18 protein-coding genes are annotated in these 24,493 nt (G+C 51.4%); 12 read left to right on the forward strand and 6 right to left on the reverse strand.

Annotated features, from left to right (window positions below; all coding sequences use genetic code 11):
- Positions 1 to 3: 3 nt before the first annotated feature.
- The 4 genes from ychF to aroC form a co-directional block, all read right to left on the reverse strand.
- Positions 4 to 1,074 carry a redox-regulated ATPase YchF gene (gene ychF, locus F608_RS0106710; protein ID WP_022664851.1) on the reverse strand — a complete coding sequence of 357 codons (1,071 nt, stop codon included), beginning with the start codon at positions 1,072 to 1,074 and terminating at the stop codon, positions 4 to 6.
- A 130-nt stretch (positions 1,075 to 1,204) separates the two neighbouring features.
- Complete coding sequence (gene yhbY / locus F608_RS0106715) at positions 1,205 to 1,513, reverse strand: ribosome assembly RNA-binding protein YhbY (RefSeq protein WP_022664852.1); 309 nt, start codon at positions 1,511 to 1,513, stop codon at positions 1,205 to 1,207.
- Positions 1,514 to 1,582: 69 nt separating this feature from the next.
- The gene (locus F608_RS30965) at positions 1,583 to 2,164 is read right to left on the reverse strand and encodes a hypothetical protein (protein WP_153307456.1); all 582 of its coding nucleotides are present in this window, start codon (positions 2,162 to 2,164) and stop codon (positions 1,583 to 1,585) included.
- Positions 2,165 to 2,173: 9 nt separating this feature from the next.
- Complete coding sequence (gene aroC, locus F608_RS0106725; RefSeq protein WP_022664854.1) at positions 2,174 to 3,253, reverse strand: chorismate synthase; 1,080 nt, start codon at positions 3,251 to 3,253, stop codon at positions 2,174 to 2,176.
- Positions 3,254 to 3,735: 482 nt separating this feature from the next.
- Between aroC and F608_RS30970 the strand changes: the two genes are divergently transcribed.
- The 7 genes from F608_RS30970 to F608_RS36860 all read left to right on the forward strand — a co-directional run bounded on the left by F608_RS30970 (position 3,736) and on the right by F608_RS36860 (position 16,241).
- Positions 3,736 to 5,040, forward strand: coding sequence for an adenylate/guanylate cyclase domain-containing protein (locus F608_RS30970; RefSeq protein ID WP_022664855.1), 1,305 nt, complete (start codon positions 3,736 to 3,738; stop codon positions 5,038 to 5,040).
- A gap of 100 nt (positions 5,041 to 5,140) precedes the next feature.
- Positions 5,141 to 5,983 carry an outer membrane lipoprotein-sorting protein gene (locus tag F608_RS0106740; protein WP_022664856.1) on the forward strand — a complete coding sequence of 281 codons (843 nt, stop codon included), beginning with the start codon at positions 5,141 to 5,143 and terminating at the stop codon, positions 5,981 to 5,983.
- A 28-nt stretch (positions 5,984 to 6,011) separates the two neighbouring features.
- Positions 6,012 to 8,753 carry an MMPL family transporter gene (locus F608_RS0106745; protein ID WP_022664857.1) on the forward strand — a complete coding sequence of 914 codons (2,742 nt, stop codon included), beginning with the start codon at positions 6,012 to 6,014 and terminating at the stop codon, positions 8,751 to 8,753.
- Positions 8,750 to 10,201 carry a hypothetical protein gene (locus tag F608_RS0106750; RefSeq protein ID WP_022664858.1) on the forward strand — a complete coding sequence of 484 codons (1,452 nt, stop codon included), beginning with the start codon at positions 8,750 to 8,752 and terminating at the stop codon, positions 10,199 to 10,201. The genes F608_RS0106745 and F608_RS0106750 overlap by 4 nt, the downstream gene beginning before the upstream one ends.
- 644 nt (positions 10,202 to 10,845) lie before the next feature.
- Positions 10,846 to 12,990, forward strand: coding sequence for a TonB-dependent receptor (locus F608_RS0106760; protein WP_084681002.1), 2,145 nt, complete (start codon positions 10,846 to 10,848; stop codon positions 12,988 to 12,990).
- A gap of 70 nt (positions 12,991 to 13,060) precedes the next feature.
- Positions 13,061 to 13,591 (forward strand): hypothetical protein, encoded by a 531-nt coding sequence (locus F608_RS0106765; protein ID WP_208599517.1) that lies wholly within the window; start codon positions 13,061 to 13,063, stop codon positions 13,589 to 13,591.
- The gene (locus F608_RS36860) at positions 13,581 to 16,241 is read left to right on the forward strand and encodes a PAS domain S-box protein (protein ID WP_153307458.1); all 2,661 of its coding nucleotides are present in this window, start codon (positions 13,581 to 13,583) and stop codon (positions 16,239 to 16,241) included. Before F608_RS0106765 ends, F608_RS36860 begins: the two co-directional genes overlap by 11 nt.
- Before the next feature lie 231 nt (positions 16,242 to 16,472).
- Here F608_RS36860 and F608_RS0106775 read toward each other — a convergent pair whose 3' ends face one another.
- Together F608_RS0106775 and F608_RS30980 are read right to left on the reverse strand one after the other, a co-directional pair.
- The gene (locus F608_RS0106775; protein ID WP_033398084.1) at positions 16,473 to 17,759 is read right to left on the reverse strand and encodes a radical SAM protein; all 1,287 of its coding nucleotides are present in this window, start codon (positions 17,757 to 17,759) and stop codon (positions 16,473 to 16,475) included.
- The gene (locus F608_RS30980; RefSeq protein ID WP_022664864.1) at positions 17,756 to 20,191 is read right to left on the reverse strand and encodes a glycosyltransferase; all 2,436 of its coding nucleotides are present in this window, start codon (positions 20,189 to 20,191) and stop codon (positions 17,756 to 17,758) included. The genes F608_RS0106775 and F608_RS30980 overlap by 4 nt, the downstream gene beginning before the upstream one ends.
- A 356-nt stretch (positions 20,192 to 20,547) precedes the next feature.
- Between F608_RS30980 and F608_RS0106785 the strand changes: the two genes are divergently transcribed.
- From F608_RS0106785 to F608_RS0106805, 5 genes are all read left to right on the forward strand, one after another.
- On the forward strand, positions 20,548 to 21,585 hold the full coding sequence (locus F608_RS0106785) for a 3-deoxy-7-phosphoheptulonate synthase (protein ID WP_022664865.1): 1,038 nt from the start codon (positions 20,548 to 20,550) through the stop codon (positions 21,583 to 21,585).
- A gap of 264 nt (positions 21,586 to 21,849) precedes the next feature.
- The gene (locus F608_RS0106790) at positions 21,850 to 22,227 is read left to right on the forward strand and encodes a response regulator (protein WP_022664866.1); all 378 of its coding nucleotides are present in this window, start codon (positions 21,850 to 21,852) and stop codon (positions 22,225 to 22,227) included.
- Between the two features lie 35 nt (positions 22,228 to 22,262).
- Positions 22,263 to 23,159: an ATP-binding protein gene (locus F608_RS0106795; protein ID WP_022664867.1), complete on the forward strand. Its 897-nt coding sequence runs from the start codon at positions 22,263 to 22,265 to the stop codon at positions 23,157 to 23,159.
- Complete coding sequence (locus F608_RS0106800) at positions 23,156 to 24,052, forward strand: P-loop NTPase (protein ID WP_022664868.1); 897 nt, start codon at positions 23,156 to 23,158, stop codon at positions 24,050 to 24,052. Before F608_RS0106795 ends, F608_RS0106800 begins: the two co-directional genes overlap by 4 nt.
- Positions 24,053 to 24,081: 29 nt before the next feature.
- Positions 24,082 to 24,465, forward strand: a complete 384-nt coding sequence (locus F608_RS0106805) for a NifB/NifX family molybdenum-iron cluster-binding protein (protein WP_022664869.1) — start codon at positions 24,082 to 24,084, stop codon at positions 24,463 to 24,465.
- Positions 24,466 to 24,493 lie beyond the last annotated feature (28 nt).

Raw genomic sequence — 24,493 nt, forward strand, 5'->3', positions numbered from 1 at the left:
GGCCTATACGGAAAACCGGATGTTCAGGATATCCCCGTCCTGGACAAGATACTCCTTGCCTTCCACGTAAAACTTCCCGTTTTTCTTGAGTTCAGCCTCGGAACCCAGCGCCATGAGTTCATCGTACTTGAATACCTCGGCCCGGATAAATCCCCGTTCCAGGTCGGAATGGATCACCCCGGCGGCCCGGGGGGCCGGGGCATCTTTGCGGACCAGCCATTGACGGACTTCGTCCTTGCCCACGGTGAAAAAGGAGATAAGGTTCAGGCTTTTCAGGCAGAGGCCGGTGAGCATCTCCAATGCGGTCTCCTTTATACCCAGATCCTCTAAAAATTCCTTTTTCTCCTCTTCCGTGTCCAGCATGGCAATTTCCGATTCCACCTTGGCCGAAACAGTCATGGCCTCGATCATCTGCGCCCCGCAGCTCTCCTGGAACCGGGTCAGGATATCCCCGGAGCCCAGGTCTTCCTCGGACACGTTTACGGCAATGACCAGTTTTTTCCGGGTGATAAAGGGATAGCTCCGGATCATTTTTTCCTCGTCTTCGCTGAGTTCCAGGAGACGCAGGGGCTTTTCCTGTTCAAGATGGTCTTTCATCTTGTTCATGAGGACCAGCTCCTTTTCCTGGGCCTCGTCCTTGATCTTCTTGACCATGGCCTCCAAGCGCTCGATCCGCTTTTCCACAAAAATCTGGTCATGCATGATCAGCTCGGAGTTGACCATCTCAAAATCCCGGAACGCATCCACAGAGCCTTCCGCATGGTAGACGGCCTCGTCCTCAAAGGCCCGGACCACATGGCAGACCGCATCCATATCCGCAATATCCCTGAAGATCTCCCCCTTGGCTATGGTCTCGGCTTCCAGCTTGGGCAGAAGCACCAGGTCCAGCCGGGCCCGGACCTGTTTTTTGGGCTCATATAAGGCCACAAGAGAATTGAACCGGGAGTCCAGGATGTCGGCGGCTCCGGGAACGGGCTTGAATGCCTTTGCCGGCTCCGTGATCTCGTTGCCCGTTAAAATCCGGAACAATGTCTTTTTACCTGTCTGGGGCAGGCCGATGATTCCAACCTTCATGTATTCATCCTCTGTATTGTCATCTCATTTGCATTTTATTTAAAAGGGGATCTAATATATCAAATCCAAAAAAAATTAAACAGGGCAAAGGAGAAGTTCAGAACGGGAAATAATCGGGGCCGGAGAAATATCAGCCCGGAAGGTTTATCTTTTGCTTTTCAGGATCAGGATTCCGGCGGAACAAAACCACCACATGGCCCACCATGCCGGCGGCTGTTGATCCGGTCTGTTCACAGATCTCCTCAGTCAGCGCGGTTTTGGTCTCCTTATCCTTGTGATCGACAAATTTAATCTTGATGAGTTCGGCCGCATCAAGGGCCTGGCCGATCTCTTCGATCAAAGCCCGGGTCACCCCTTTCTGCCCCACAAGGGCCGAGGGGTTGAGTTTATGGGCAAGCCCACGCAAATATTTTCTCTGGGATCCTTTTAATTGAATCAAATCTCTATCCTTTTATCTGTCGTTTTAAAGGAATTATATTACCACAGAAAGGGAATGGAAAACAGGATTTTAGACCTTCGGAGCCGGTGCCGAGGGGAAGTGTCCTGCCGATATCCGGCAGAACCGGTCCTCCAGCCTGTTCCTCAGTGATTTCACAAGCTCCGGGATCTTGGCAAGGTCAGCATGGCAGGATGGGGTCCCGAGCATGGATCTCTGGGCCGGGCAGATATACCAGGTGCAGACAAAGGGACGCCGGCTCCTGGGCAGGGAGCAGCCGGTTTCCGTCAGCATGGAACAGCAGGGGGCTCTGCCCGGTCCTTTTATTTTCCGGATCTGTTCAGGAGGAAGATATCCAAAAGCAAAATAATGATAGGCCAGATCCTTGAAATCATACCAGATGGTGGCCCGTTCACAGCAGATATCCCGGCAGTCCGGGCAGGAGACCGCGCACAACTCATCCATCGGTTCCGACAGGCGTTCAAGGGACTGCCGGATGGACAGGGCAAGGGTGCGGACCGGATCCAGGGATTCCCGGCAGGCCCGGTCCATGGTCTGAAAATATTGGGCGACCTCCTGCCAGACCTGTTCTTTTTGCCAGGGAACCGGCATGGGCGCCGTGGCCGGTCTATTCCCTTGGATTTGGATGTTCAAGGCGGGCCTTCACCGCCGGGAGCGCTGCTGCATTTCACAATCCGCCAGAACAAGGGCGGCCATGCTTTCCACAATGGGAACCGCCCGGGCCACCACACAGGGATCATGGCGGCCCTTGGCCTCCAACACAGTGTCCCGGCCCTGGAAATCCACGGTTTTCTGGGGCAGACCAATGGTGGCCGGGGGCTTAAAGGCCACCCGGAACAGAATGGGCTCCCCGTTGGAAATGCCGCCCTGGATCCCGCCGCTGTTATTGGTCAGGGTGCCCAGCCGGTCTCCCCTGGAGACAAAGGGGTCGTTATGCTTGGATCCCCTCATTTTTGTCCCTGAAAATCCAGAGCCGATTTCAAAGCCCTTGGTCGCCGGGATGGAAAGCATGGCCCGGGCCAGCATGGCCTCCAGCTTGTCAAACACCGGTTCCCCCAGGCCGGCAGGGACATTCCGGCATACACAGGAGACAATCCCCCCCAGGGAATCCTGATCGGTTTTGGCCTCCAGGATCAGGGCTTCCATCTCCTTTGCCGCGGCCAGGTCCGGACAGCGGATCATGGTGGCATCCACCTCATCTCTTTGAAGTTTGAAAAGATCCGGCCCCTGGGAGGAGATGTCAGACACATCACTCACCCAGGCCACGATTTCGATCCCCAGGTCCCGGCGTAGAAATTTTTCCGCCACAGCCCCCCCGGCCACCCTGCCGATGGTCTCCCGGGCAGAGGACCGCCCCCCTCCGCTGGATGCCCGGGTCCCGTACTTCATCTCATAGGTATAATCTGCATGGGAGGGCCTCGGGATCCCACTCATATCCTCATAATCATGGGGCCGCTGGTCTTGATTGGGTACAAAAAGAGAGATGGGGGTTCCCAGGGTTTTTCCGTTTTCAGTTCCCGACTGGATGGTCACCCGGTCGGTTTCATCCCTGTCCGTGGTCAGGGTGCTCTGGCCGGGCCTTCTTCTGTCCAGCTGGGGCTGGATATCCGATTCGGTAAGATCCATGCCCGGCGGACACCCGTCCACAACAGCCCCCACCCCCCTGCAATGGGACTCCCCAAATGTGGAAACCCTGAATACACGCCCGAATGTACTTGACATGACACCCCCTTTGATCTTTTTTATCTGTTGGATACTATTTATTACCAGATCCGGAGGGGAGTTTCACTGGTTTTCTGATAAAGCAGGAGGGGCTGGGAAGGTCTTTACCTTGATAAAGAAAACGCCCGGGGGCTTCCCTTTTTGAACAATTTTTTGAACAATTGAAAAAAGTGTGCAAAAAAAATATATTTTGATCGATTATCACCATGGCAGCCGGATTTTAAATTCAACAATCCATCATCCCCTAGGATTAGGTACATATCTGTCAGGCCTTTGGGCGGATAAGGGGCCGAATGCGCCGGACCGGAAGATGAAAGGGACGGCACCCGGATTTAGCAGGGGGAACAGATTCTTAAAAAGGCGGCTATAAATGTGCCGGCTTTTCTTGACAAGCGGTCCCCTCATGGCTTACAGTCTCCGGACGTCTTTCTGGCAGCGGAGAAGATCTCCGCTTTTTTGCGTACCGGCGCTGAGTGAAATATATGAACGATGATCTGGAACACTTTTACAACAAGCTTCAGGATCTGGTAATCGACCAGGCAAGACACCTGATCAACCAGTCCCAGTATACCAAAACCCTTCTTTCATCCCTGCCGGTTGCCATCCTGGCCACGGATGCAGACGGCAGAATTCAGACCATGAATCAGATTGCAGAGAAGATTCTGGCAACCCATCTGGCAGACATCAAAGATCATCCCGTGGGCAGCCTCTTTCCCAACAGTCCCGAAGTTACAGCCCAAATTGAGAGCACCCTCCTTAAAGGACGGACGCACCATATGCGCTCGGAAAACCTGTCCCTCAACACCGGAGAAAAGATAGTGGGGAACCTCTACCTGCATCCCCTGAAAGATGATGAACAGCAGATCTGCGGCCTCCTGATGACCATTGAGGACAGGACGTATATTCATTTTCTCACCGATGCATTCCGCCGGTATGTTCCGCCGTCGGTGTCGGAAATCATTGCAAAAGAGCCGGCCCGCCTGCAGCTGGGAGGAGAGGAAAAGGAACTGAGCGTCCTGTTTTCCGATCTGGTGGGCTTTACCACCCATTCCGAACGGCTGCCTCCCCGACGGATTGTCGAGATTTTGAGCGATTATTTCAAAGAAATGACCGATGAAATATTCAAATATGAAGGGACCCTGAAAGAGTATGTCGGTGATGAGATGATGGCGATTTTCGGCGCACCCATCGAGCAGGCCGACCATGCCGGACGGGCATGTGCGGCTGCCCTGGCCATGTCGGAAAAAGCCCGGCAGCTCCGGAAGAACTGGGAAAAAAACGGCCGCCCTCCGCTTTACGCCAGGACAGGGATCAATACCGGCCCCATGCTGGTCGGAAACCTGGGCTCTCCCTACCGGTTTTCATACGGTGTCCTGGGGGATCAGGTGAATCTGGCCTCCCGTCTGGAAGGGCTCAACAAGATCTACGGGACCGAAATCATTATCGGAGAAAATACAGCCGGAATGCTGGATGAGGCATTTGTCCTCCGTGAACTCGATTATGTCCGGGTCAAGGGAAGGAAGCAGGCCATCAGCATCTATGAGCTTGTCAGCCATGGGGAACAGCCCCGCCTGGAAAAGCAGGATGAGGTGATCCTGTACTATGGGGCAGGTCTGGACAGCTACCGTCAAGAAAAATGGGAGACTGCCATTGAAAATTTTCAAAAGGTCCTGGCATATCGCCCGGATGACGGCCCGTCCAGGGAAATGGTGAAACGGATTCGTTCTTTTATGGAAGTACCGCCGGGACGGGACTGGGACGGTATATATGAACAGGTTAATAAATAAGTGCTTTTGTATAAAGGCATTATCAGTTTCTAAAATCAGATTCCGCACATCCGTTAATGATTCTTTATCAAAGAGGGTGCTGCAAAAGGAGAACTTCAGTTTGAAAAAGAGATTAAAAAGTCATTCAAAAAAGTTTGTTTTTATTTTTCTGATGCTGCCCTTGTGGGGGATGCTGTTTCATTCCACAGTCTACAGCCAAGAGATGACCGGCCGGCAGATCATGGAAGAACAGAAAAACCGCCAAAGCGTTGATACGGAATACGGCGAAGAAATAATGATGCTGGTTGACGGCAGAAGCGGGACAAAGGAAAAACGGGAAATCAAACGGTATGGAAAAAAGATGGACAACGACCTTAACCGGTATCTGCTTGTTTTCACAGGGCCGGCAGACATCAAGGGCACTGCACTTTTAACCCATGAGCAGGAAGCCGAGGATGACCAGTGGCTTTATATGCCGGCAACCCAGAAGATGCAGCGCATTGCCTCGGCAAGCAAGAAATCCTATTTCATGGGAACCGATTTTACCTATGAGGACATGGAACCGGAAAAAATCGAAAACTTCCAGTATACGATTTTAAAGGATGAAACCCTTGACCAGGTGGAACCGGCGGCTGAATGCTGGGTGATTGAAGCCCTGCCTTCACAGGATGGACAAAAACGCTCCAGCGGATATTCAAAGCGGATTCTCTGGGTGGATAAAGCCAATTTTACAAGTCTGAAGGTGGAATTCTACGACCGGAGAAAACGTCTGCTCAAAACCCAGAGAGCATATGAAATTCAAAATATATCCGGTACGGTGTTCCGTCCCAAAAAAGTGATCATGGACAATCACAAGAAAAATCATAAAACCCTCTGTCTTGTCAGGAAAAGATTGGTTGATTCCGACATCAAGGATCAGATTTTCACAGAGCGCTTCATTCTCAGCAACCAGCATGACAATTAAAAAAGCCTATTGCAGATAGAGACATCCTATGCAGAAATTAATCCTGTGGAGCCACCGTCACCCCAAAACCATTGTTATTTTTATCCTTGCCATAACCCTGTTTTTCAGTTTGGGTCTTAAAAAACTTAGGATTGATGCCTCTTCTTCCGGCATGATGCTCCAGCATGACCCCTCAATGGCTTACTACAACGATACCGTTGAAAAATTCGGAACAGAGAATATCACGGTTGTTTTTATCAAAGACAAGGATCTGTTCACCCCGGAGAAGCTTCTCCGCCTGGATGATATCCAGTATGCCCTCGAAAGCCTGCCGGCTGTCCAGAAGACGGAAAGCCTTTTTACGGTCACCAATTTCAAGGGGGAAAACGGATCGCTGAACGTCCTGCCCCTGATGGATTATCTGCCGGAGACCTTGGAAGAGGCGGCCCGGGTCAAGGCCGATGCCCTGAACAATCCCATCTGGGTCAACAATATCATCTCCCCCGACGGCAATGCAGTGGCACTGAACCTCTTTGTCACACCGGACCCGGACGATCCGGATTTTGTCCTTCATTTTACGGATAAGGTTGAAGAGATCATTGGCAAGGCCCGGCCGGATTTTGAAAAAGTGTTCCAGCTGGGCAATTCCTATACCCGCAAATCAATCACCGAATGCATCATTTCAGATCAGATGACCATGGCACCGCTCTCCGTCATTGTCCTGCTTCTCATGCTGCTGGTGACCATGCGGACTTCGGCCGGTGCTGTCCTGCCCATGCTGACAGCGGGCAGCAGTGTCGTCTGGTCGGCCGGGTTCATGGGATATATGGGGATTCCCCTTAATATCCTGACCGTCATTGTCCCCTCCCTGATCATCGTTATCGGGTCCACAGAAGACATTCATCTTCTGGCCAAATATTTTGAGGGACTCAAGGCAGAAGGGGGCAGCAAACTCAAAGCAGTGGATTTCATGGCGGCAAAGACCAGCACGGCCGTCATGCTGACCGCCCTGACCACCTTCCTGGGATTCTTATCCATTACCATCAACGACATCCTGATCCTGAAGCAGTTCGGTATCGTTTCCTCATTCGGGCTTTTTGTCAATCCCCTGATCACCTGCCTGGTCACGCCGGTTTACCTGAAGTTTTTCGGTCCCGGCCTGAAACACCCGGAAAAGGGGAAAGCAAATTTGAATTCCCGTCTGCTGGCAGCCCTTTCGAACCGAATTATCCTTCTGGTACAGACCCAGAAGAAACTGATCCTGGGATTTTCCCTGACCCTTTCCATTATCATGGGGCTTTTTATTTTCGACGTCAAAGTGGACAATGACCTTCTCGGGTATTTTAAACCCGATTCCCCCATACGGATGAGAAGTCAGATGCTCCATGAAGAGATCGCAGGCCCCCAGGCCTTCTACATCCGTGTGAGCAGCGGGGTCAAAGGATATTTTAAAGAGCCTGAAAATCTTGCCCAGGTTGCCGGCCTGGTCAGCTATATGCAGGAAAAGAACTGGTTTGACAAGGTGATTTCCCTCACTGAATTCCTCAAGCTCATCCACAAGGAAATGAACAACGGGGATCCGGTATTTTTTAAGCTGCCCACTTCAAAAAAACTGATCGCCCAGTATCTTTTAACCCTTCAGCGGGATGAAATTGAGCGGTATGTGTCGCCGGATTACAGCGAGGTCAATCTCATGGTACGGCATATCAAAGGCTCTTCCCACGAACTGAATGAGGCCGTGTCTGATGTGAAAACCTATATGGCGGCCCATTTGAATCCCCATTTGAAAACCGGCTTTACCGGAGAGAATATCCTGGTGAACAATGCTGCAGACAGCATTGCCTACGGCCAGGTCTGGTCCCTGACCCTGCTTTTGTTCATCATATTTGTCATCATGTCCGTCCTGTTCGTCAACATCAAGGCAGGACTTTTATCCCTTGTGCCCAATTTTTTCCCCATTATCCTTGTTTTCGGGGTCATGGGGATCTTCAAGATATCCCTGAACGTCGGGACCGCCATGGTTGCAGCCATTGCCATCGGCATTGCAGTGGACGATACGGTTCATCTCATGACCCACTACAACCGGGATATGAGAAAGCTCCAGGACCAGGATAAGGCCATGGAATCCTGTATCCGTTCGGAAATCACCCCGGTGATCTCCACATCCACTGCCCTGGCAATGGGATTTGCCGTGATCTGTTTTTCCAGTTTCAAGCCCATTGTCTCCTTTGGATTTCTCTCTGCCCTGGTCATGATTTTTGCCTGTTTCGGAGATCTGCTTCTCACGCCGGTCCTATTGTCTTCAACCCAGCTGATCACCATCTGGGATATGGTCAAACTGAACCTGCGGCAGGAGGTCATCGAAGGGTCCCGGCTGCTGCGGGGCCTGAAACCCTGGCAGATGAAGCGTGTGATCCTGCTGGGGAAGGTCTGGGAAACCCCCCAAGGGGAACGGATCATCCGTTATGGTGAGCATGGGAATACCATGTTCATGGTGCTGGAAGGCAGCGCTGAGGTTTTGACCCGGGATGCCAACGACGCCCCCTGTGTAATCGGCAGTGTCAGGCCCGGGGATATTTTCGGGGAAATGGCCCTGGTGAACCCCGGTCCCAGAACCGCAGATATCAAAGCAACCGAAGATATGAAATGCCTTGAGTTTGACTGGAAGGGGATGAGCCGGCTCAGGACGATCTATCCGAGAATCGCAGCTCACCTTTACCGCAATATTGCAAAAATTCTCGGACAGCGGCTCAATGAGAGAACCATTGACCTGATGAAAGTAACCAAATGACCCTTTCAGACATGCTTATCAGACTGACCGGATTTTTGTGTGCGGTTCTCTTTTCCTGCGACAGCACCTTTGCCTCTGATGATCTGGATCTGTTTGAAGACCTGGAAAGCAGCGAATCGGAAGTCCGGACGCCGGAGGCGGTTGAGAAAAGCGGGAATCCATGGGTAAACGGATTGCTGGACAATTTCGAGGGAAGCCTGAGATTGAGGTATCATCATTTTTTTGACAAAATGGACAGTTCCATTGAATGTGACAACAACAAAGATGTCGGAGAAGCCCTGCTCGAATTTTCAACCTCGACGGGAACATCATCCGTGAACCTCTTTACCTCCGGATGGGTGGAAACCGGAACCCAGGACGACACCTATAGGAATGTCTCAAACTGGATGCAGGACAAGGAATATTACCGGCGCCACCTGGAAATCAATGAGCTCTACGCAGTCTACAGCGGTGAAAACACCGATTTCACCATTGGCAAAAAGAAATTCACCAACGGGATCTGTACGCTCATTTCGCCCTCCGACCGCTTCCGCCCCATGGATATGACTGATCCCACAGATGCAAAACAATTCGGCATATGGCAGGCCCGGGCGGATTATTTTCAGGATACCACCCGGCTCGAATTTGCCGTACTCCCCGTAAACCAGCGCAATAAAGAACCCTCCCCCCTTTCAAGGTGGTGGGGGGAGAGAACCTATTCAACCCAGACCTCCCTCCCCTCGTCACTGCCCATGACAAAAGGATCGGTGACCCGGGAAGATCCGGATATCTCAGGAAAAAACATGGGATATTTTATCAAGGCAAAAACAACCCTCAGCGGATGGGACCTTTTTGCGAGCATGGATTCCGGTCCGAATCCATACACCGTCGTGAAAAAAGAAGGCGATTCTTATTTTGAAAAAATCGTGCGTGTCTACTCCCTTGCCGGCGGATTTTCAACCACTGTCAATAAATTTGAATTCCATGGGGAGGCACTCTATAACGTCAGTGAGAACAACAAGGATGACGACTATGTCAGCTGGGCCGCCGGAGTCACCTATACGCTGAATGACACCGCCGCCCTGATCCGGATGGACCAGATCGTACTCACAATGGAATATGCCAATGAGATCATCACAGACCGCCAGAGCGCGGAAAATTATACCCAGAGTTCCCAAAACGGCCGTCCGGGACAAAATGACATCCTGGCAAGACTCCAGCTGAAATACAATGAATCCCTAAAGTTTGAAAACCTCTTTCACAACCAATTGTCAGATAATGCCTGGATGAACCGGTTTAAAATCTCGTACCGGCTGAGGGAAGGACTGACGCTGGCCTGTGCCTTTGAAATCTTCGAGGGCGATACAGATGACATTGAGTCCTCGGACGAGTACTCCTTCGACAATATCAGTTATGGGCACTGGGATCAAAACGACCGGATCGTGACCAGTTTGAAGTATGAGTTTTAAAACCGGTTAAGGGGATTTCAATAAAAAGACCCATTCCCAGAGCAGGTCAATCCCTTTTTTCGTGGGAAGGCAAATCATCAATAGAAATACAAAATCGTAGCTGCAAGATTATCCTGCTAATTTTGCGTTCCAAGACGACATCTATTTTTCAAAAGCATCGCTTTGGGATAAGATGGGTTCTATGTTTGATTATTTTTGACCTCCCCTTCTATCCTGAAAAAGCCGTGATTGCGCAGTCTGCTTTTCCTTCTCCTCTGTCATAATGCTCATTGTGTCACAATATATGAATCAATATTACAGAGAATTTGACTTTTAAATAATCCCCATGCAATTATAATATATTATGATTCGGAGATGTTGTTAAAGCCCAAAAAAATTCGCCAGTCTTGTTCCCACCTGATGGATGGAAGGAAGTGGCCGCTTGAATCGTCACGATTACCTGGATGGTCTTGTGGCTCGGATGCGGGATTTGTAAGAAGGTATATGGAATTTTAAATTATGGAAGCGTAATTGTAAAAAAAGGAAGAATCATTCATATTAAGACAAAAACCGGGGAGTTCAAAATACACAGCCTGTTCCTGATTCGGTATGGTCGGCACAGTTTTATCCATACTATCGATTGACAATCAAGGAGGAGAAAATCCATGAAAAAACGACAAAAAGGCGCGGGTTCCACAATTTTGTTGCTGGTATGGGTTGTATGGGCTATTGCCGCCCCTCTTTGTAACGCGCGGAATACACCGCCCCGCTCCTCTGACAATATTCCTTTACAGTCCAAGGCAATTGGAGAAGAGGAAGAAATGCAGCATTTACTGGAAATTCTTGATAAACATACCGAAATCGCCACCAAATCAAAACTAAACGCAGATTACGTACCCGGCATGGTGACAGTGCTGGACGGTGAAGATTTGCTCTCCCGCGGCATGCAAACAGTATTGGAGGCCCTGGAACTGGTGCCGGGGATCGAAACCTCCATCAACTCTTATGGTCAAATTGACATCATCTCCAGGGGGATCGGAAAATCAGGGGTGATTGGACATATTTTAAAATATCAGGTCAACGGCATTGCCATGAATACTGCCCATCTTGGAGATGCATGGATGGTCTCCGCCATTCCGTTGGCCATAGTTGAACGCATCGAAGTGATAGCCGGCCCCGGTTCAGCCGTCCACGGTGAGTATGCCTATGGGGGGGTTGTCAATGTGATTACGAAAAAGCATGGCAACCAAATCTCCGGATCCATAGGCAGCCATAATTCCTACATCGGCACGGGGCTTCTATCGTTCAAAAAACCCAAGCATGATCTTTCATTAAGTCTCAATCTTGCATCAACGGGAACGGATGGAGCCGTTATCGATTCGGGAGAGGATCTTGCCTATGGCCTGGGCATGCCTGCAATATCCAACGCTCCGGGTCCGACCAACGAATCCCGGGAAATGTGCTCGGGAATTCTTAACATTGGGTTTAAAGATTTTTCCCTATCCGCCTACTATCTCCAAACCGGGTTCGGCGACCATTTCGGCCTCAGCAATTATCTTCCCCCGCCCGATGATGAAATCAAATTCCAATCTAAAAACTACGGGGCTCAGGCGAGGCAGCGACTCCATTTCACGCCCGACCTGGAAACGGTCTTCTCTTTGGGCTATTTGCGGTATGAGTATTCCACTTCGGAAATCATCACTGCACCTGCCGGCTATCTCGGCATTTTCCCCGATGGACTGATCGGCAACCCATACTATCTGGAGTCCAGGATCGATGGCGACATCGAAATGACTTGGGAGGGGTTTCGTCACCAAACCCTTAAATTGGTTTACTCGTTAGCATACATACAGGTGGATGATGCCTGGCATGAAACCAACTTCCAACCCTCCACGGGTGCGCCCCTTGCCGGGTTGACAAGATTTTCAGGAGAAGAGAATTTTATTGACGAGGATGTGGATCGCTGGCTCAACAGCCTAACCTTGCAGGATGAAATTGCCGTCGGCCCGGACATCAGCATAACCGCCGGGGTGCGATTTGACCACTACGACGATGCAGGTACGGATCTGAGCCCAAGGATGGCGTTGGTCTGGAGGGCCACGGACAATCATATTTTTAAAACCCAGTATGCCCATGCATTTCGTCCGCCCACGATTAATCAGATGTATACCAAAAACAATCCAATACTATCGGGTAATAAAGATTTGGAAAGCGAAACCATTGACACCATTGAGTTGGGCTATATCTATCGTACCAAACAGCTTGTGAGCCGCGTCACCCTGTTTTATTCGAAACTAAACGATTTCATTGTACGGGACCGGAGTGACGAGATTTATGCCAATTCAGATGGAACAACCGTCCATAGCGGTGTGGAAATGTCCTTTGAGCGACGCCTGGGAGACAGCCTGAAACTGGATGCGAATTTTTCCTATGTTGATATCAATGATGTCCCGGTCGGGTCGGCCACTACCGTGGCCAACTGGCTCGGCAATATCGGGATGCTGTATGAATATAACCCGGACCTGGTAGTCAACCTGCAAGGCCGGTATGTGGGAGAACGTTTGAGAGAAGCCCATGACACCCGGGAAAAAATGAATGACTATTTTACCCTGGATGTTACAGGCTCGATTTTCAATCTGTGGGTTACCGGCCTTACGATGCGAGCAGGGATAAAAAACATCTTCAATTCGGAGATCCGCGATCCTGCCCCGACCACGACTGACTCCTCGGGCAACTACGTGCCCACATACCGCGAAGACTATCCACGCCCGGGCAGACAGTGGTGGGTGAGTTTGAGCTATGTTTTTTAACAAGTATCCGGGCAGGGTTTTGAATATATGGCCGGGGGCAAACCTTACTGCCCGGCCTCCCATCTTTCTGATGGTGGGTCTGCTTTTGCTTTTATGTGCCCATGCCTGGACACTGGAAATAAAAGACGTGCGCCTTAATGCCGGTCTCGACGTCTTCCGCAGCGTGCTGGCCGCTGACCTGGATATTCGGGACAAACGGGGGACAGATGGTGCGCTGCTGCTGGTCCTGATTTACACGAACAACAAAAGACTCGCGGAAACCTTCGCCCGCAACCTGGAAGAGGTCCGGCATATCCAGAAAATTCCCATTCGCGTGGAACTGGCTGTCAGCAACGCCTTGATTCAATATCAAAATGAGCCCCCTGCCGGCATTTTTCTGGTCCAGAAGATTCGTGATGAACTGAACACAGTGGTCAATTTCGGCAAAAAACACCATATCATCGTTTTTTCGCCATTCAAAGGAGATGTGGAGGAGGGTATCGTGGGCGGCATCCACATTAGCGATAGACTGCTGCCCTACATCAATATTGAAGCCATGAAGGCATCCGACATTAAAATCAAACCGTTTTTTCTCAGGGTATCAAAGCATTATGACGACTAGATCGGGAATTGGATACCCCTCCTCTCTCAAAGGACGCATTACCATGATGTTCGTGGTGCTGGCGGTTCTAATGGAAGGCTTGCTTTTGTTTTACTGGATGAGGATTTTGGGGCCTCGACTGGAAGCGGGCGTCGAATCCAGTATCCGATCCCTGGCCCAGTCCCAATCCCTGGCCCTGGCAGCCCAGTTGTCCGGTTCCGATGTTGATCAAAACCAGATCGTCCGGTTCATGGACCATATGCTGCTGCTCAAGGATCCAGCGACCCAGACCCCCCTGGTTCTGGCTGTGAAGCTGGAGATGGACTATGATGCCGTGGATGCGGAGCCCGGATCCCTTGATCTGGTCCGCCGGGCAGCCGCAGGAACCGATTATCAGATCCGGGGCTATGCCGCGGAGGTACCGATCTTTTCCAGAGAAACCAGAGAACTTTTGGGCATTGCCACATTTTACGGGAGCAAGGCGTTTTTACAAAAGGTCAAGCGGGATGTGACCATCGGCTTTTTCTGGGGCATCGTCTGCATCCTGCTTTTGCTTTTTCTGAGCTGGTGGATTGTCATCTTGCTTCTGCGGCCCCTGAACACCCTGGCCAATACCCTGCGCCGCAGCGGAGGAGATGTCCAGGAGAGCCTGCCCCAGCTCAAAGGTGTGGTGAGCGAAGAGATTTGGCTGGTAAAAACAGCCCTGGATGAACTATTCTGCCGGATTGGCGATTATACATCCGATCTTGCATCATTGAATGTGATCCTCGCCACCCAGCAGGAAACCTCCCTGGATGCCATTCTCGTGCTGGATCGGAACGGAAGACGGCTTTTATGTAACCGGCGGTTTTCCGAGATGTGGTCGATGCCGAAAGATACCGAGGTATCAAAGGTGGATGGGCAGGACCTCGACCTGGTCTTGGAAAGGATCAAAAAACCTGATCCGTTCAAAGCCCAGATCCTGCATCTGCACGCCCATCCCGAGAAAAAAAGCCATGGAGAACTTGTCCTGGCCGATGGCCGCATCATTGACCACTACTCCTCTCCCATGCTGGATCCGGACAGGAATCATCTTGGGCGCGTCTGGTATTTCCGTGACATCACACAACGTAAGCAGATGCAAAAAGGCCTGGAAATGTTCCGGTTCACCATCGACAATGCACCGGATGCCGTGTTCTGGATGGACGGGGAGGGGCGATTTACTTATGTTAACGAACAGGCCTGCCGCAGTCTGGGGTATACCCGAAATGAACTGGAGAAATTGTATTTATGGGATATAGACCCGGTCTATCCCAGAGAAAAGCATTTCAATGACTGGGAACAATTTCGGAAAGGCATTCCGATAGAGAATAAGCAAATTGAAACCTTGCACAAACGCAAGGATAACTCCATTTTCCCCACTGATGTAGTAAGCCGGCAAATGTGGTTCGATGATACCCCTCTGCACGTCTCCTTTGTGCGTGACATCAGCGAACGAAAACAGGCTGAAGATGAACTCAGGCAATTGCGCAACTATCTTTCAAACATCATCGACTCCATGCCCTCGGTATTGGTGGGGGTGGACTCCCAGGGCCGGGTTACTCATTGGAACCGGCAGGCCGAGCAGGTGACTGGAATTTCTTCTGATCAGGCAGTTAAAAAGCCTCTTGATACGGTCTTTGCCCAGCTTAAGGGCAAAATGGAAGATCTTAGAACCTCTATCCGGGATCGCCGGGTAGTCAGTTCTTCAAAGGTTTCCCGTAAGGTGGATCAGGATATCCGTTATGAAGACATCACCATTTTTCCGCTGATGACAAACGGGGTGGAAGGTGCCGTGATTCGTGTGGATGACGTCACCGAACACGTGCATATGGAGGAAATGATGATCCAGAGCGAAAAGATGCTTTCCGTGGGGGGATTGGCTGCGGGCATGGCCCATGAAATAAATAACCCCCTGGCCGCAATGCTGCAAACCGCCAACGTATTAGGCAACCGACTCACCACCAGCTTCCATATACCGGCCAACCAGCGGGCCGCCGATGCAGCTGGGATCACCCTGGAAGGAATAGAGCACTTCATGGAAGCCCGGGGTATTCACCGCATGCTGAATGCCATCACCACCTCGGGTTTGCGGGTGGCGGAAATTGTGAATAATATGCTCAGTTTTGCCCGTAAAGGCGATGAGGACCCATCATCCACGTCCCATCATCTGAATGAGCTGTTGGATAAGACCCTGGAACTGGCCGCCACGGACTATGACTTGAAAAAGCAGTATGATTTCAAAAAAATAAAAATCATCAAACAGTATGCTGACAATCTGCCGGGGGTTCCCTGTCAAGCCACAAAGATCCAGCAGGTGTTCCTCAATATATTCGGCAACGGAGCCCAAGCCATGCAGTCTGAAGGAATCGAGTCTCCCCAATTTATCATCAGCACCTATGTGGATTCCACCGGCAACAAGGCTTGCGTGGAGATTGAGGACAACGGTCCGGGCATGGACGAGACCACCCGCAAGAAGATATTCGATCCTTTTTTTACCACCAAACCCCAGGGTGTGGGAACGGGATTGGGTCTGAGTGTTTCATACTTCATCATCACTGAAAATCATGGAGGCGAAATGATTGTGGAATCCCAGCCGGGAGCGGGAGCTAAATTCATCATTCGTTTGCCGATGTCCCCTGTGCAAAGTTAGATGCGTTCAACACTTTTTAAGTTGCCCAGACGAAACTCGGCTTTGCAACCAACTTTATGAAACATCAAAGGATAGTTTTAAAACATCCTTAGGAATCAATATTCCAGAACTATATCTATTATTGCGGGGCAAATGCCTTTCCAACCGAGGGCATCAATACTGTTTCGAGTCGATAGTATCCCGAATTTATTATTGCAGGTTCTTGCCGGATGTTGACGCCGGATCAAAAAATCAGACGCGGGACATTCGCCGGTAATCCGGAGCCGACCTTCCGTTAAAGTAGCCGCAGGCCCGGTAGTAGAGAAGATCCCGGGCCCAGGTTTTCACTCCCAAAGGGTCCCGGGCGGTTTTTTTGACCAGGCCCAAGGGAGAGGAAAAAAGGTCCAGGACCGGTCCTGCCAGTTCCGAAGGGTCGCGGAAACACTCCCAGTCGCAGAGCCGGCAGTCGGGCTGGAGATCCCGGGTCTTTCCGTTAAGATGCCAGTATTTCCCGAAATTCTCCCCTCCCCTGTATCCGCAGGGAAAGGTATTGCCGGTCTGGGAATCGATGAAATGGTAGTTGAGTCCGCCCTGGCAGGGAAAAGAGCTAGCGGTTTTGCCGCCGTATTCCCGGATCAGGGCGTCCAGGGATGCCAGGGGCGTGAATATCCGGATTTTTTCCCTGAAACTGGGGATGGTATCCTTCAGGGCCTTGAAAATCATCTTTTTTTCTTTTTGCGAGAATCGGACAATGTTCTCGGAGCAGGTGGCGGCATAAACCGCTTCCAGGTCTTCCTGGTCCGGGTCCACGCTCATGGGGTAACAGGCATTGGCAATGGTGAACCCCAGCTCAATGACCTTCTTGTAGAATTTTGAAAATCCTTTGGAATAGGCCTTGTATAAGGCCTGTTCGTAATCTTTCGGATCAGAATAATCTCTTGGGTCCAGATTCCGGGTCAGGTCTCCTCCCAGGTTCCTATTGATCCCCAGGTTGGCCGAAGGATAAAGGCCCTCATCGTGAAAAATGGGCAGGGCCTTTTCAATGCCCTCCACGATGCCTTTAAATCCCCGCATTCTTTCGTGGATTTTTGAATCACAGGAATCCAGGCTGATCCAGAAATTTCTCACCGGTGTGGCAGCAACCTGCCGGGCCAGCTTCCCTATCCTGTCCCGGAATCCTGGCTTGGGGCTGCCCCGGAATAAAAATCCGTTGGTGCCGGTACGGATAAAGGGAATCCCATTCTCTCCTGCCCGGTCCATATAGGCACACAGATCATCCAGCACAAGAAGGGGCTCTCCCCCGGTAAAGGAAATCGCCTTGACGCCCCGATCCCCGGCAGCATCAATGATTTTGAACACATCTTCCCTGGCCAGGCTCTTTCGGGTAAAATCAGAGGAGATCCGCATGCCGCACTGGGGACAGGCGGCATTGCACTTGTCCGTGACCTGGATCACCACCTGTCCGGGCAGGCTCCGGATGAGTTTCTGACGCCATTTTCTCTTGAGCCGTTCGGCTGCGGCCGGCAGAACATTCATCATGCGGACTTTGCGTACAGGGCTTCGCCCCGGATGCAGATGGAGCGGTTGGGCAGGTCAATCATATCGGTGAGGGCCTTTTCCCAGGAGAACTGGGTATGGACCTTCCGGCTGATCTTCTTTTTATAGGCCCTGTACTCTTCCGGGTTCTCGGCTTTCCGGCGGGCATGGGCCTGGATGGCAGAGACCCAGTCCTGCCTTCTGGCAAGGGAGAGAACGCTACCGGTAACCCCGTTCTCCACAATTTCCTGGGGGCCGCCGATGTCGGTGACCAGACCGGGGAGGCCGCAGGCCTGGGCCTCCAGGACCACCATGCCGAAGGTGTCCATGGTGGAGGGAAAGACAAAGAGGTCTCCGGCACTATAAAACCCGGGAAGCTTTTCATAGGGGACCCTGCCCTTCATTTCCACGTTTTTGATTCCTGCGGTGATCTCTTTAAAATAATCGTAATCCGGACCGTGACCGGCCATGACCAGCCGGATTCCGGGGATTTCCTTCCGGGCCAGTTCAAATACCTCTAGGAGATAGGCGATATTTTTATCGTGGCTCACCCGTCCGGCCCAGACCAGGGTGAATTCCGGCTCTTGGGAATCTGCTTTTTCATGGTTCCCCTGTTCCCGGTACCTGTAAAGCGAGGTATTGATTCCCCGCTCAAAGATCTTGAGCTTTTCCCCTGGATAACCGCGCTGGTTTAAAATGTCCACGTAGGCCATGGAAGGCACCCGGATCTCATCCATCATGGTAAAAAACATCCGGTCATACTGGAAGATGAGGGAAGAAAGGGTGTGATCCTTAATGGTCAGGTCCAGCTGGGTTTTAAAGTCCGTATGATAGACCCCGGTGCTGGGAATATTGAGCATCCGGGCCGCCATCAGCCCCAGCAGTCCCACGGGACCGGGGGTGGAGATGATCACCCTTTCCGGGTTGCAGGTGCTGATCCTGTCAATGGCCTTGAGAAGAGAGGGGAAGTACATGGTATAGGAGGTATAGAGTTCAGGCCTGTAGGAATAGACGCTGTCCAGGTTCATGACATTGGGGGGCAGTGCCTGGATTTTATCGCTGCCGGGATGGCAGGTGACCAGGGTGAGATTCCGGTCGGTCCTGTGGGCATGCCAGGCGATCTGACGGAGGCTGGCCGATACCCCGTTCAGATCGTGGATGGTATCGGTGAACCAGAGCACCCGCTTTCCCGAGGGGGCTTCGGGCTTGTCCATCTGTTCCCTGAGGCGGTTGATGATGATCCTGTCCCGGGTAAGGTGGCGAACACTGGTGACAAAGGGGGTGGACAAGAAGAAAAAGGGCAGAGAGGCAAAAAGATTTTTCAGAAAAGAGACCAGGGAAAGTTTATCAACGGCATCGGCCATGGAATCCATGACCATGACAAAGTAGTTGTCCACCAGGGAGGAGAGGCTGGCATAGATCCGGTTGAACTTGGTGTCCATATCTGAACCGCCGGTATCGGCAAGATCCCTGGCAATGGCCTCCATGAATTCGAGCATCAGGGATTCGGGGTTTTTCTCCCCGGCCGCCCCTTCCGATGGCGTATTCTGATCCTTGGGGATGAGGGCACTGGCAATCAATGCCCCGTTCTGATCAAAGAGGATGGAGCTGATCATATTGAAGAGATCATGGGAATCCGCGCTGGTCTTGTGTTTGGAAAAATCATAGGCGATCTTGTAAATGGAAAAGGCAAAGGTTTTAAAATCATGGCTTCTTCCCTCTGCCCGGGTCTGCCCGTTCCGGACGGCTGCCAGGAATGTTTTGGGATCTCTGCATTGGGGTCCCCGGGTAAAGGTCAGGGCCTGAAAAAGGCCGGCATGGTCGTCGGAACCTGCCGTGATTCCCTTGGACCAGGGGGCCGGGCCATGGGGCTTGATCCCGTGTTTGGCTGAAAGCCGATCCATATCCCCGGGGGTGAGTTCTTTCAGCAGCTTCATCCATTTTTTTGCATAATAAGGGCTTCTGGCGCCGTTAACCCCCTCGAATGTGTTGAACAGCAGCAGCAATTTTTCCACAAGATCTGCATTGAGGCGCTCATTTACACTATAGGTGGCGTGGGCCAGGGAATGGACGATCTCTTGTTCAAGCAGAAACTCCCGCAAATCGTAGATATTGGTCCGGACGGCCTCGATTTTTTTAAACTGATCTTCATCAATATCATATACCAGGACATGGACCTTGCATCCGTTCTCAGGGAAATAGGCGGTCACCTCCACACTGACAAAGGTATCTTCCGGATACCGTCGGTGGAGTTCAAGGGCGCCCTGGATGGTGTTGTGGTCTGTCAGCGTGACAAAGGACATGCCCCGTTCCTTGGCAGACCGGTATAGGAAATCAATGTCCGTATAGGACTCCTGGGTCCCCAGTCTCTTCAGAAACCACTCCGCAGGGTGTTTGGAGTAACATGAATGAAGATGCAGATCCGCACAGGTCATTATCTATCCTCTCGCTTGGTTTTCAGGTTTACGTTGGGCCTAAGACTAGCACTCCAAATATGAGATAAGATTTAGGTTTTCATGAGGGTTTGGTTTCTTATTGAGCCAAGAACCGTTTTAGTGGTTGACACGGATTCTGAATTGTGTTCTACCTGTTTTAAAACAAGGAGCCAGACCCGATGAATTTTTGCAAAACAGACAGATTTTATTTTTGGTATTATTTTTATACCCGATCTGCCTGTATTGCGCTGATTTAATCTTTAATTTAAGCCGCAGGCAGACACCGCCTGGGGCTTAAACTCTTCTTCTCTCCCCCCGGGCGGACCAAGCAAGCCTGACAAAAAAAGGAAACCGCCATGAAACAGACCTATGACGTCAATGTAAAGGAATTCAAACCCCTTACTTCCCCTTCCCGGATGAAAGAGGAACTCCCGGTGGACGATGATGCGGCCCAGACCGTTATCAAAGGCCGCAGGGACATTGAAAACATCCTCCAGGGAAAGGACAAACGGCTACTCGTCATTGCCGGCCCCTGCTCCATCCATGATATCGATGCCGCCCTTGAGTTTGCCGGGAAGATGAAGGACCTCAGGGAAGAGATCAAGGACAAGATCGAACTGGTAATGCGGGTCTACTTTGAAAAACCCCGGACCACGGTGGGATGGAAGGGCCTGATCAATGATCCCTTCCTGGATTCCACCTATAATGTGGATGCAGGATTGCGAAAGGCCAGATCCCTGCTCATTGATATCAATAAGATGGGCCTGCCCACGGCCACGGAAATCCTGGATACGATCACTCCCCAGTACATTGCCGGACTTCTCTCCTGGGTGGCCATCGGCGCCCGGACCACTGAATCCCAGACCCACAGGGAAATGGCCTCGGGCCTTTCCATGCCCGTGGGATTCAAAAACAGCACGGACGGCAGCCTCACGGTTGCGGTAAATGCCATGCAGGCGGCCTCGGCCCCCCAGCATTTTCTGGGAATTGACCCCAACGGAGTCTCATCCGTGGTCAGCACCACGGGCAATCAATACGGACACATCGTCCTCAGGGGAGGCCCTACCCCCAACTATGATCCCATTTCCGTGGGGAAAGCCCAGGACCAGCTCCGGGCGAAAGATCTTCTGGACGGGATCATGATCGACTGTTCCCACGACAACTCGGGCCAGAAATACACGGGCCAGTCCTTTGTTTTCAAAAGCTCCCTGGACCAGCGGCTCCAGGGCAATGACCGGATCATCGGACTGATGCTGGAAAGCAATCTCTTTGAGGGGCGGCAGGACGGCACCTGCGGAGCAGACCAGCTCAAGTACGGGGTTTCCATCACTGATGAATGCATCTCCTGGGAAAGCACCATTGACCTGATCCGCTGCGCCCACGGCAAATTATGATCCTTTGACCCTATCTGCCCCTGCCCATCGGGCAGGGGCAGATTCTCCTGCAATACCACGGGTCGCATTTATGCGTCTCTTTCTGTCCATGGAATGGGCACCCCCCTTTCTTCAATTAAATTAAATAATATAATTTCAATTACTTGAACCTGAAAAATCGTTCTAATATCCCCATGGCACAGGTCTTGCTATAGGGTATGGGTGCGATTGAATTTAACTTCATCAGAGGCTTGGCGCAGGCCCTGATAATTGGAGAACCTGAATATGAAACAAGCCGTAATCGCGGCCGGGAACCGGAAAAACTTTTCAGATATTGAACCGGTCCTGGAAAAAAATAATTTTGTGATTGAATGGGCCGACTCGGGCAAAGCCTGTCTTGCCATGTGCACGGATAAAAAAACAATAGATTTGTTAATTGTGGATGAACACCTGGTGGACATGACCCCTAAACAACTGGTGGAAAAGGCGATCATGACCAATCCCATGATCAACTGCGTTCCGGTCAGTTCCCTTGCCCCTGAGGAATTCCACGATTATTTCGAAGGGCTAGGGGTATTGATGCAGCTTCCCGGACACCCGGGAGAAAAGGACGCGCAAGAGTTAATCTCCTGTGTAAAAAAGATCCTTGACCTGACCGGCTGAAAATAAATTTTCTACAAAAAGGACATACCCAAGAGATGATCATCAGCATCGCCAGCGGGAAGGGGGGCACCGGAAAAACCCTTGTAAGCACCAACCTTGCCCAAACCATCGGATATCAGGCCCAGATCCTCGACTGTGACGTGGAAGAGCCCAATTCCCATCTGTTTTTAAAGCCTGAAATCTTTGAAACCAGAGAGGTGATTGCCCCGGTTCCTGAAATTGATACTGAAAAATGCACCCATTGCAAAAAATGCATGGACATCTGCCGGTTCGGGGCCATTGCCGTTGTGGCAAAGAGCGTTGTGACCTTTCCCGAACTCTGCCACTCCTGCGGCGGCTGTACCGCCGTCTGCCCAGAAAATGCCGTAAAAGAAAAGAAAAGGAGCCTGGGCGTCATCCAGGAAGGATGGATCAAGACCTCACGGGTAAATGGAACGGCCGATCCGGGCAAAGAAAAGAGAATCAAATTTGTCCACGGACTCATGGACATCGGCCAGGTCATGGCCCCTCCCATTATCAGACAGGTCAGGACCTATACGGATCCGGAAAAAATCAATATCATTGATGCCCCTCCGGGAACCTCCTGCCCGGTCATCACCTCCATGAAAGGGGCTGACCTTGTGGTCCTGGTCACAGAACCCACACCATTCGGCCTCCATGACCTTACCCTGGCAGTGGAGGCGGTCAAACTGCTGGGCATTCCCCACGGCATCATCATCAACAGGGCCGGCATGGGCAATGATGACGTAAAAGCCTATGCCCAAAGGGAAGATATCCCCATTCTCATGGAAATCCCTTTTGACAGGCGGATTGCAGAAGCCTATTCCCGGGGAGAACTCATCGTATCGGCTCTTCCGGAATACAGAGAAAAATTCTCAGGGCTCTTGGAGCGGATCAAAGAAATAGCTGAAAAAAGGAATTCTGTCCAATGAAAGAGCTTGTCATATTAAGCGGAAAAGGGGGAACCGGGAAAACAAGCCTGACCGGTGCGTTTGCAAATCTGGCAGACAATATGATGCTCTGTGACGCAGATGTGGACGCAGCCGACCTCCATCTTCTCATGGCCCCTGAAATCCTTAAAACGACCGATTTTGTAGGAGGGAACGAGGCCTTCATCCTTGCCGACAAATGCAGTCAATGCGGCCTGTGCATGGAACTCTGCCGGTTTAACGCCATTCAAGAGGACCGGACAGGACGGCCCGTGGTGGACCCCATTGACTGTGAGGGATGCGGAGTATGTGTAGACATGTGCCCGGAACAGGCCGTGGATTTTCCCCAAAAAACCTGCGGCCAGTGGTTTGTCTCCAAAACAAGATTCGGCCCCATGGTCCACGCCCGGTTAGGGATCGCCGAGGAAAACTCAGGCCGGCTGGTGGCCCTGGTCAGGGAAGAAGCGAAAAAAAGGGCAAGAAATCAGCACATTGACCTCATACTGACGGACGGCCCTCCGGGAATCGGCTGCCCTGTTATTGCCAGTATCGGACAGGCAAGTTCCGTGCTCATCGTAACGGAGCCCACGGTGTCCGGAGTCCATGACATGGAAAGGGTGACCCGGCTGGCCGCCCATTTCAAAATTCCGGCCATGGTCTGTATCAATAAGTTCGATCTCAATCCGGATCAGGGCCTGATCATTGAAAAAATTGCAAAAGAGAAAAACCTGGGGCTTGCCGGCAGGATCCCCTTTGATCCGGAATTTACCCGGGCCATGGTCCAGGGAAAAACCATCATGGAAACCAATGAGGATTCCATGGCAGCAAAGGCTGTCAAAGACATATGGCAGAAAGTAATGGAAAGTTCAGCCATGAAACTTGAAAGAATAATGTAAAAACCGTTTAAACACAGGAGTTGTACGAGATGAAAAATGGTAGAATTGCCATCCCTTCCAACGGGGAAGGCGGACTTAAAGGAACCCGGGCAGGACATTTTGGACATTGCGATGTTTTTACCCTGGTGGATGTGACAGACGGTGAAATCACCAAGATCTCCACCCTTGCCAACCAGGAACACGTCCAGGGCGGTTGCATGGTCCCGGTCAACCTCTTGTCCGAGAACAGGGTCAATGCCCTGGTCGTGGGCGGCATCGGCATGAGGCCCCTCATGGGCTTCCGCCAGGTCGGAATTGACGTATTCCACGATGCCGAAAGGGCCGAGATCGAACCTGTGGTCATGGACCTGATCCAGGGCAAGCTGCCGGAGATCCGCAATGACCAGGTGTGCGGCGGAGGCGGAGGCCAATAGGGAAAAGAACACCTACTCTATATACATG

The sequence above is a fragment of the Desulfospira joergensenii DSM 10085 genome, from assembly GCF_000420085.1.
Taxonomy (GTDB): Bacteria; Desulfobacterota; Desulfobacteria; order Desulfobacterales; family Desulfobacteraceae; genus Desulfospira; species Desulfospira joergensenii.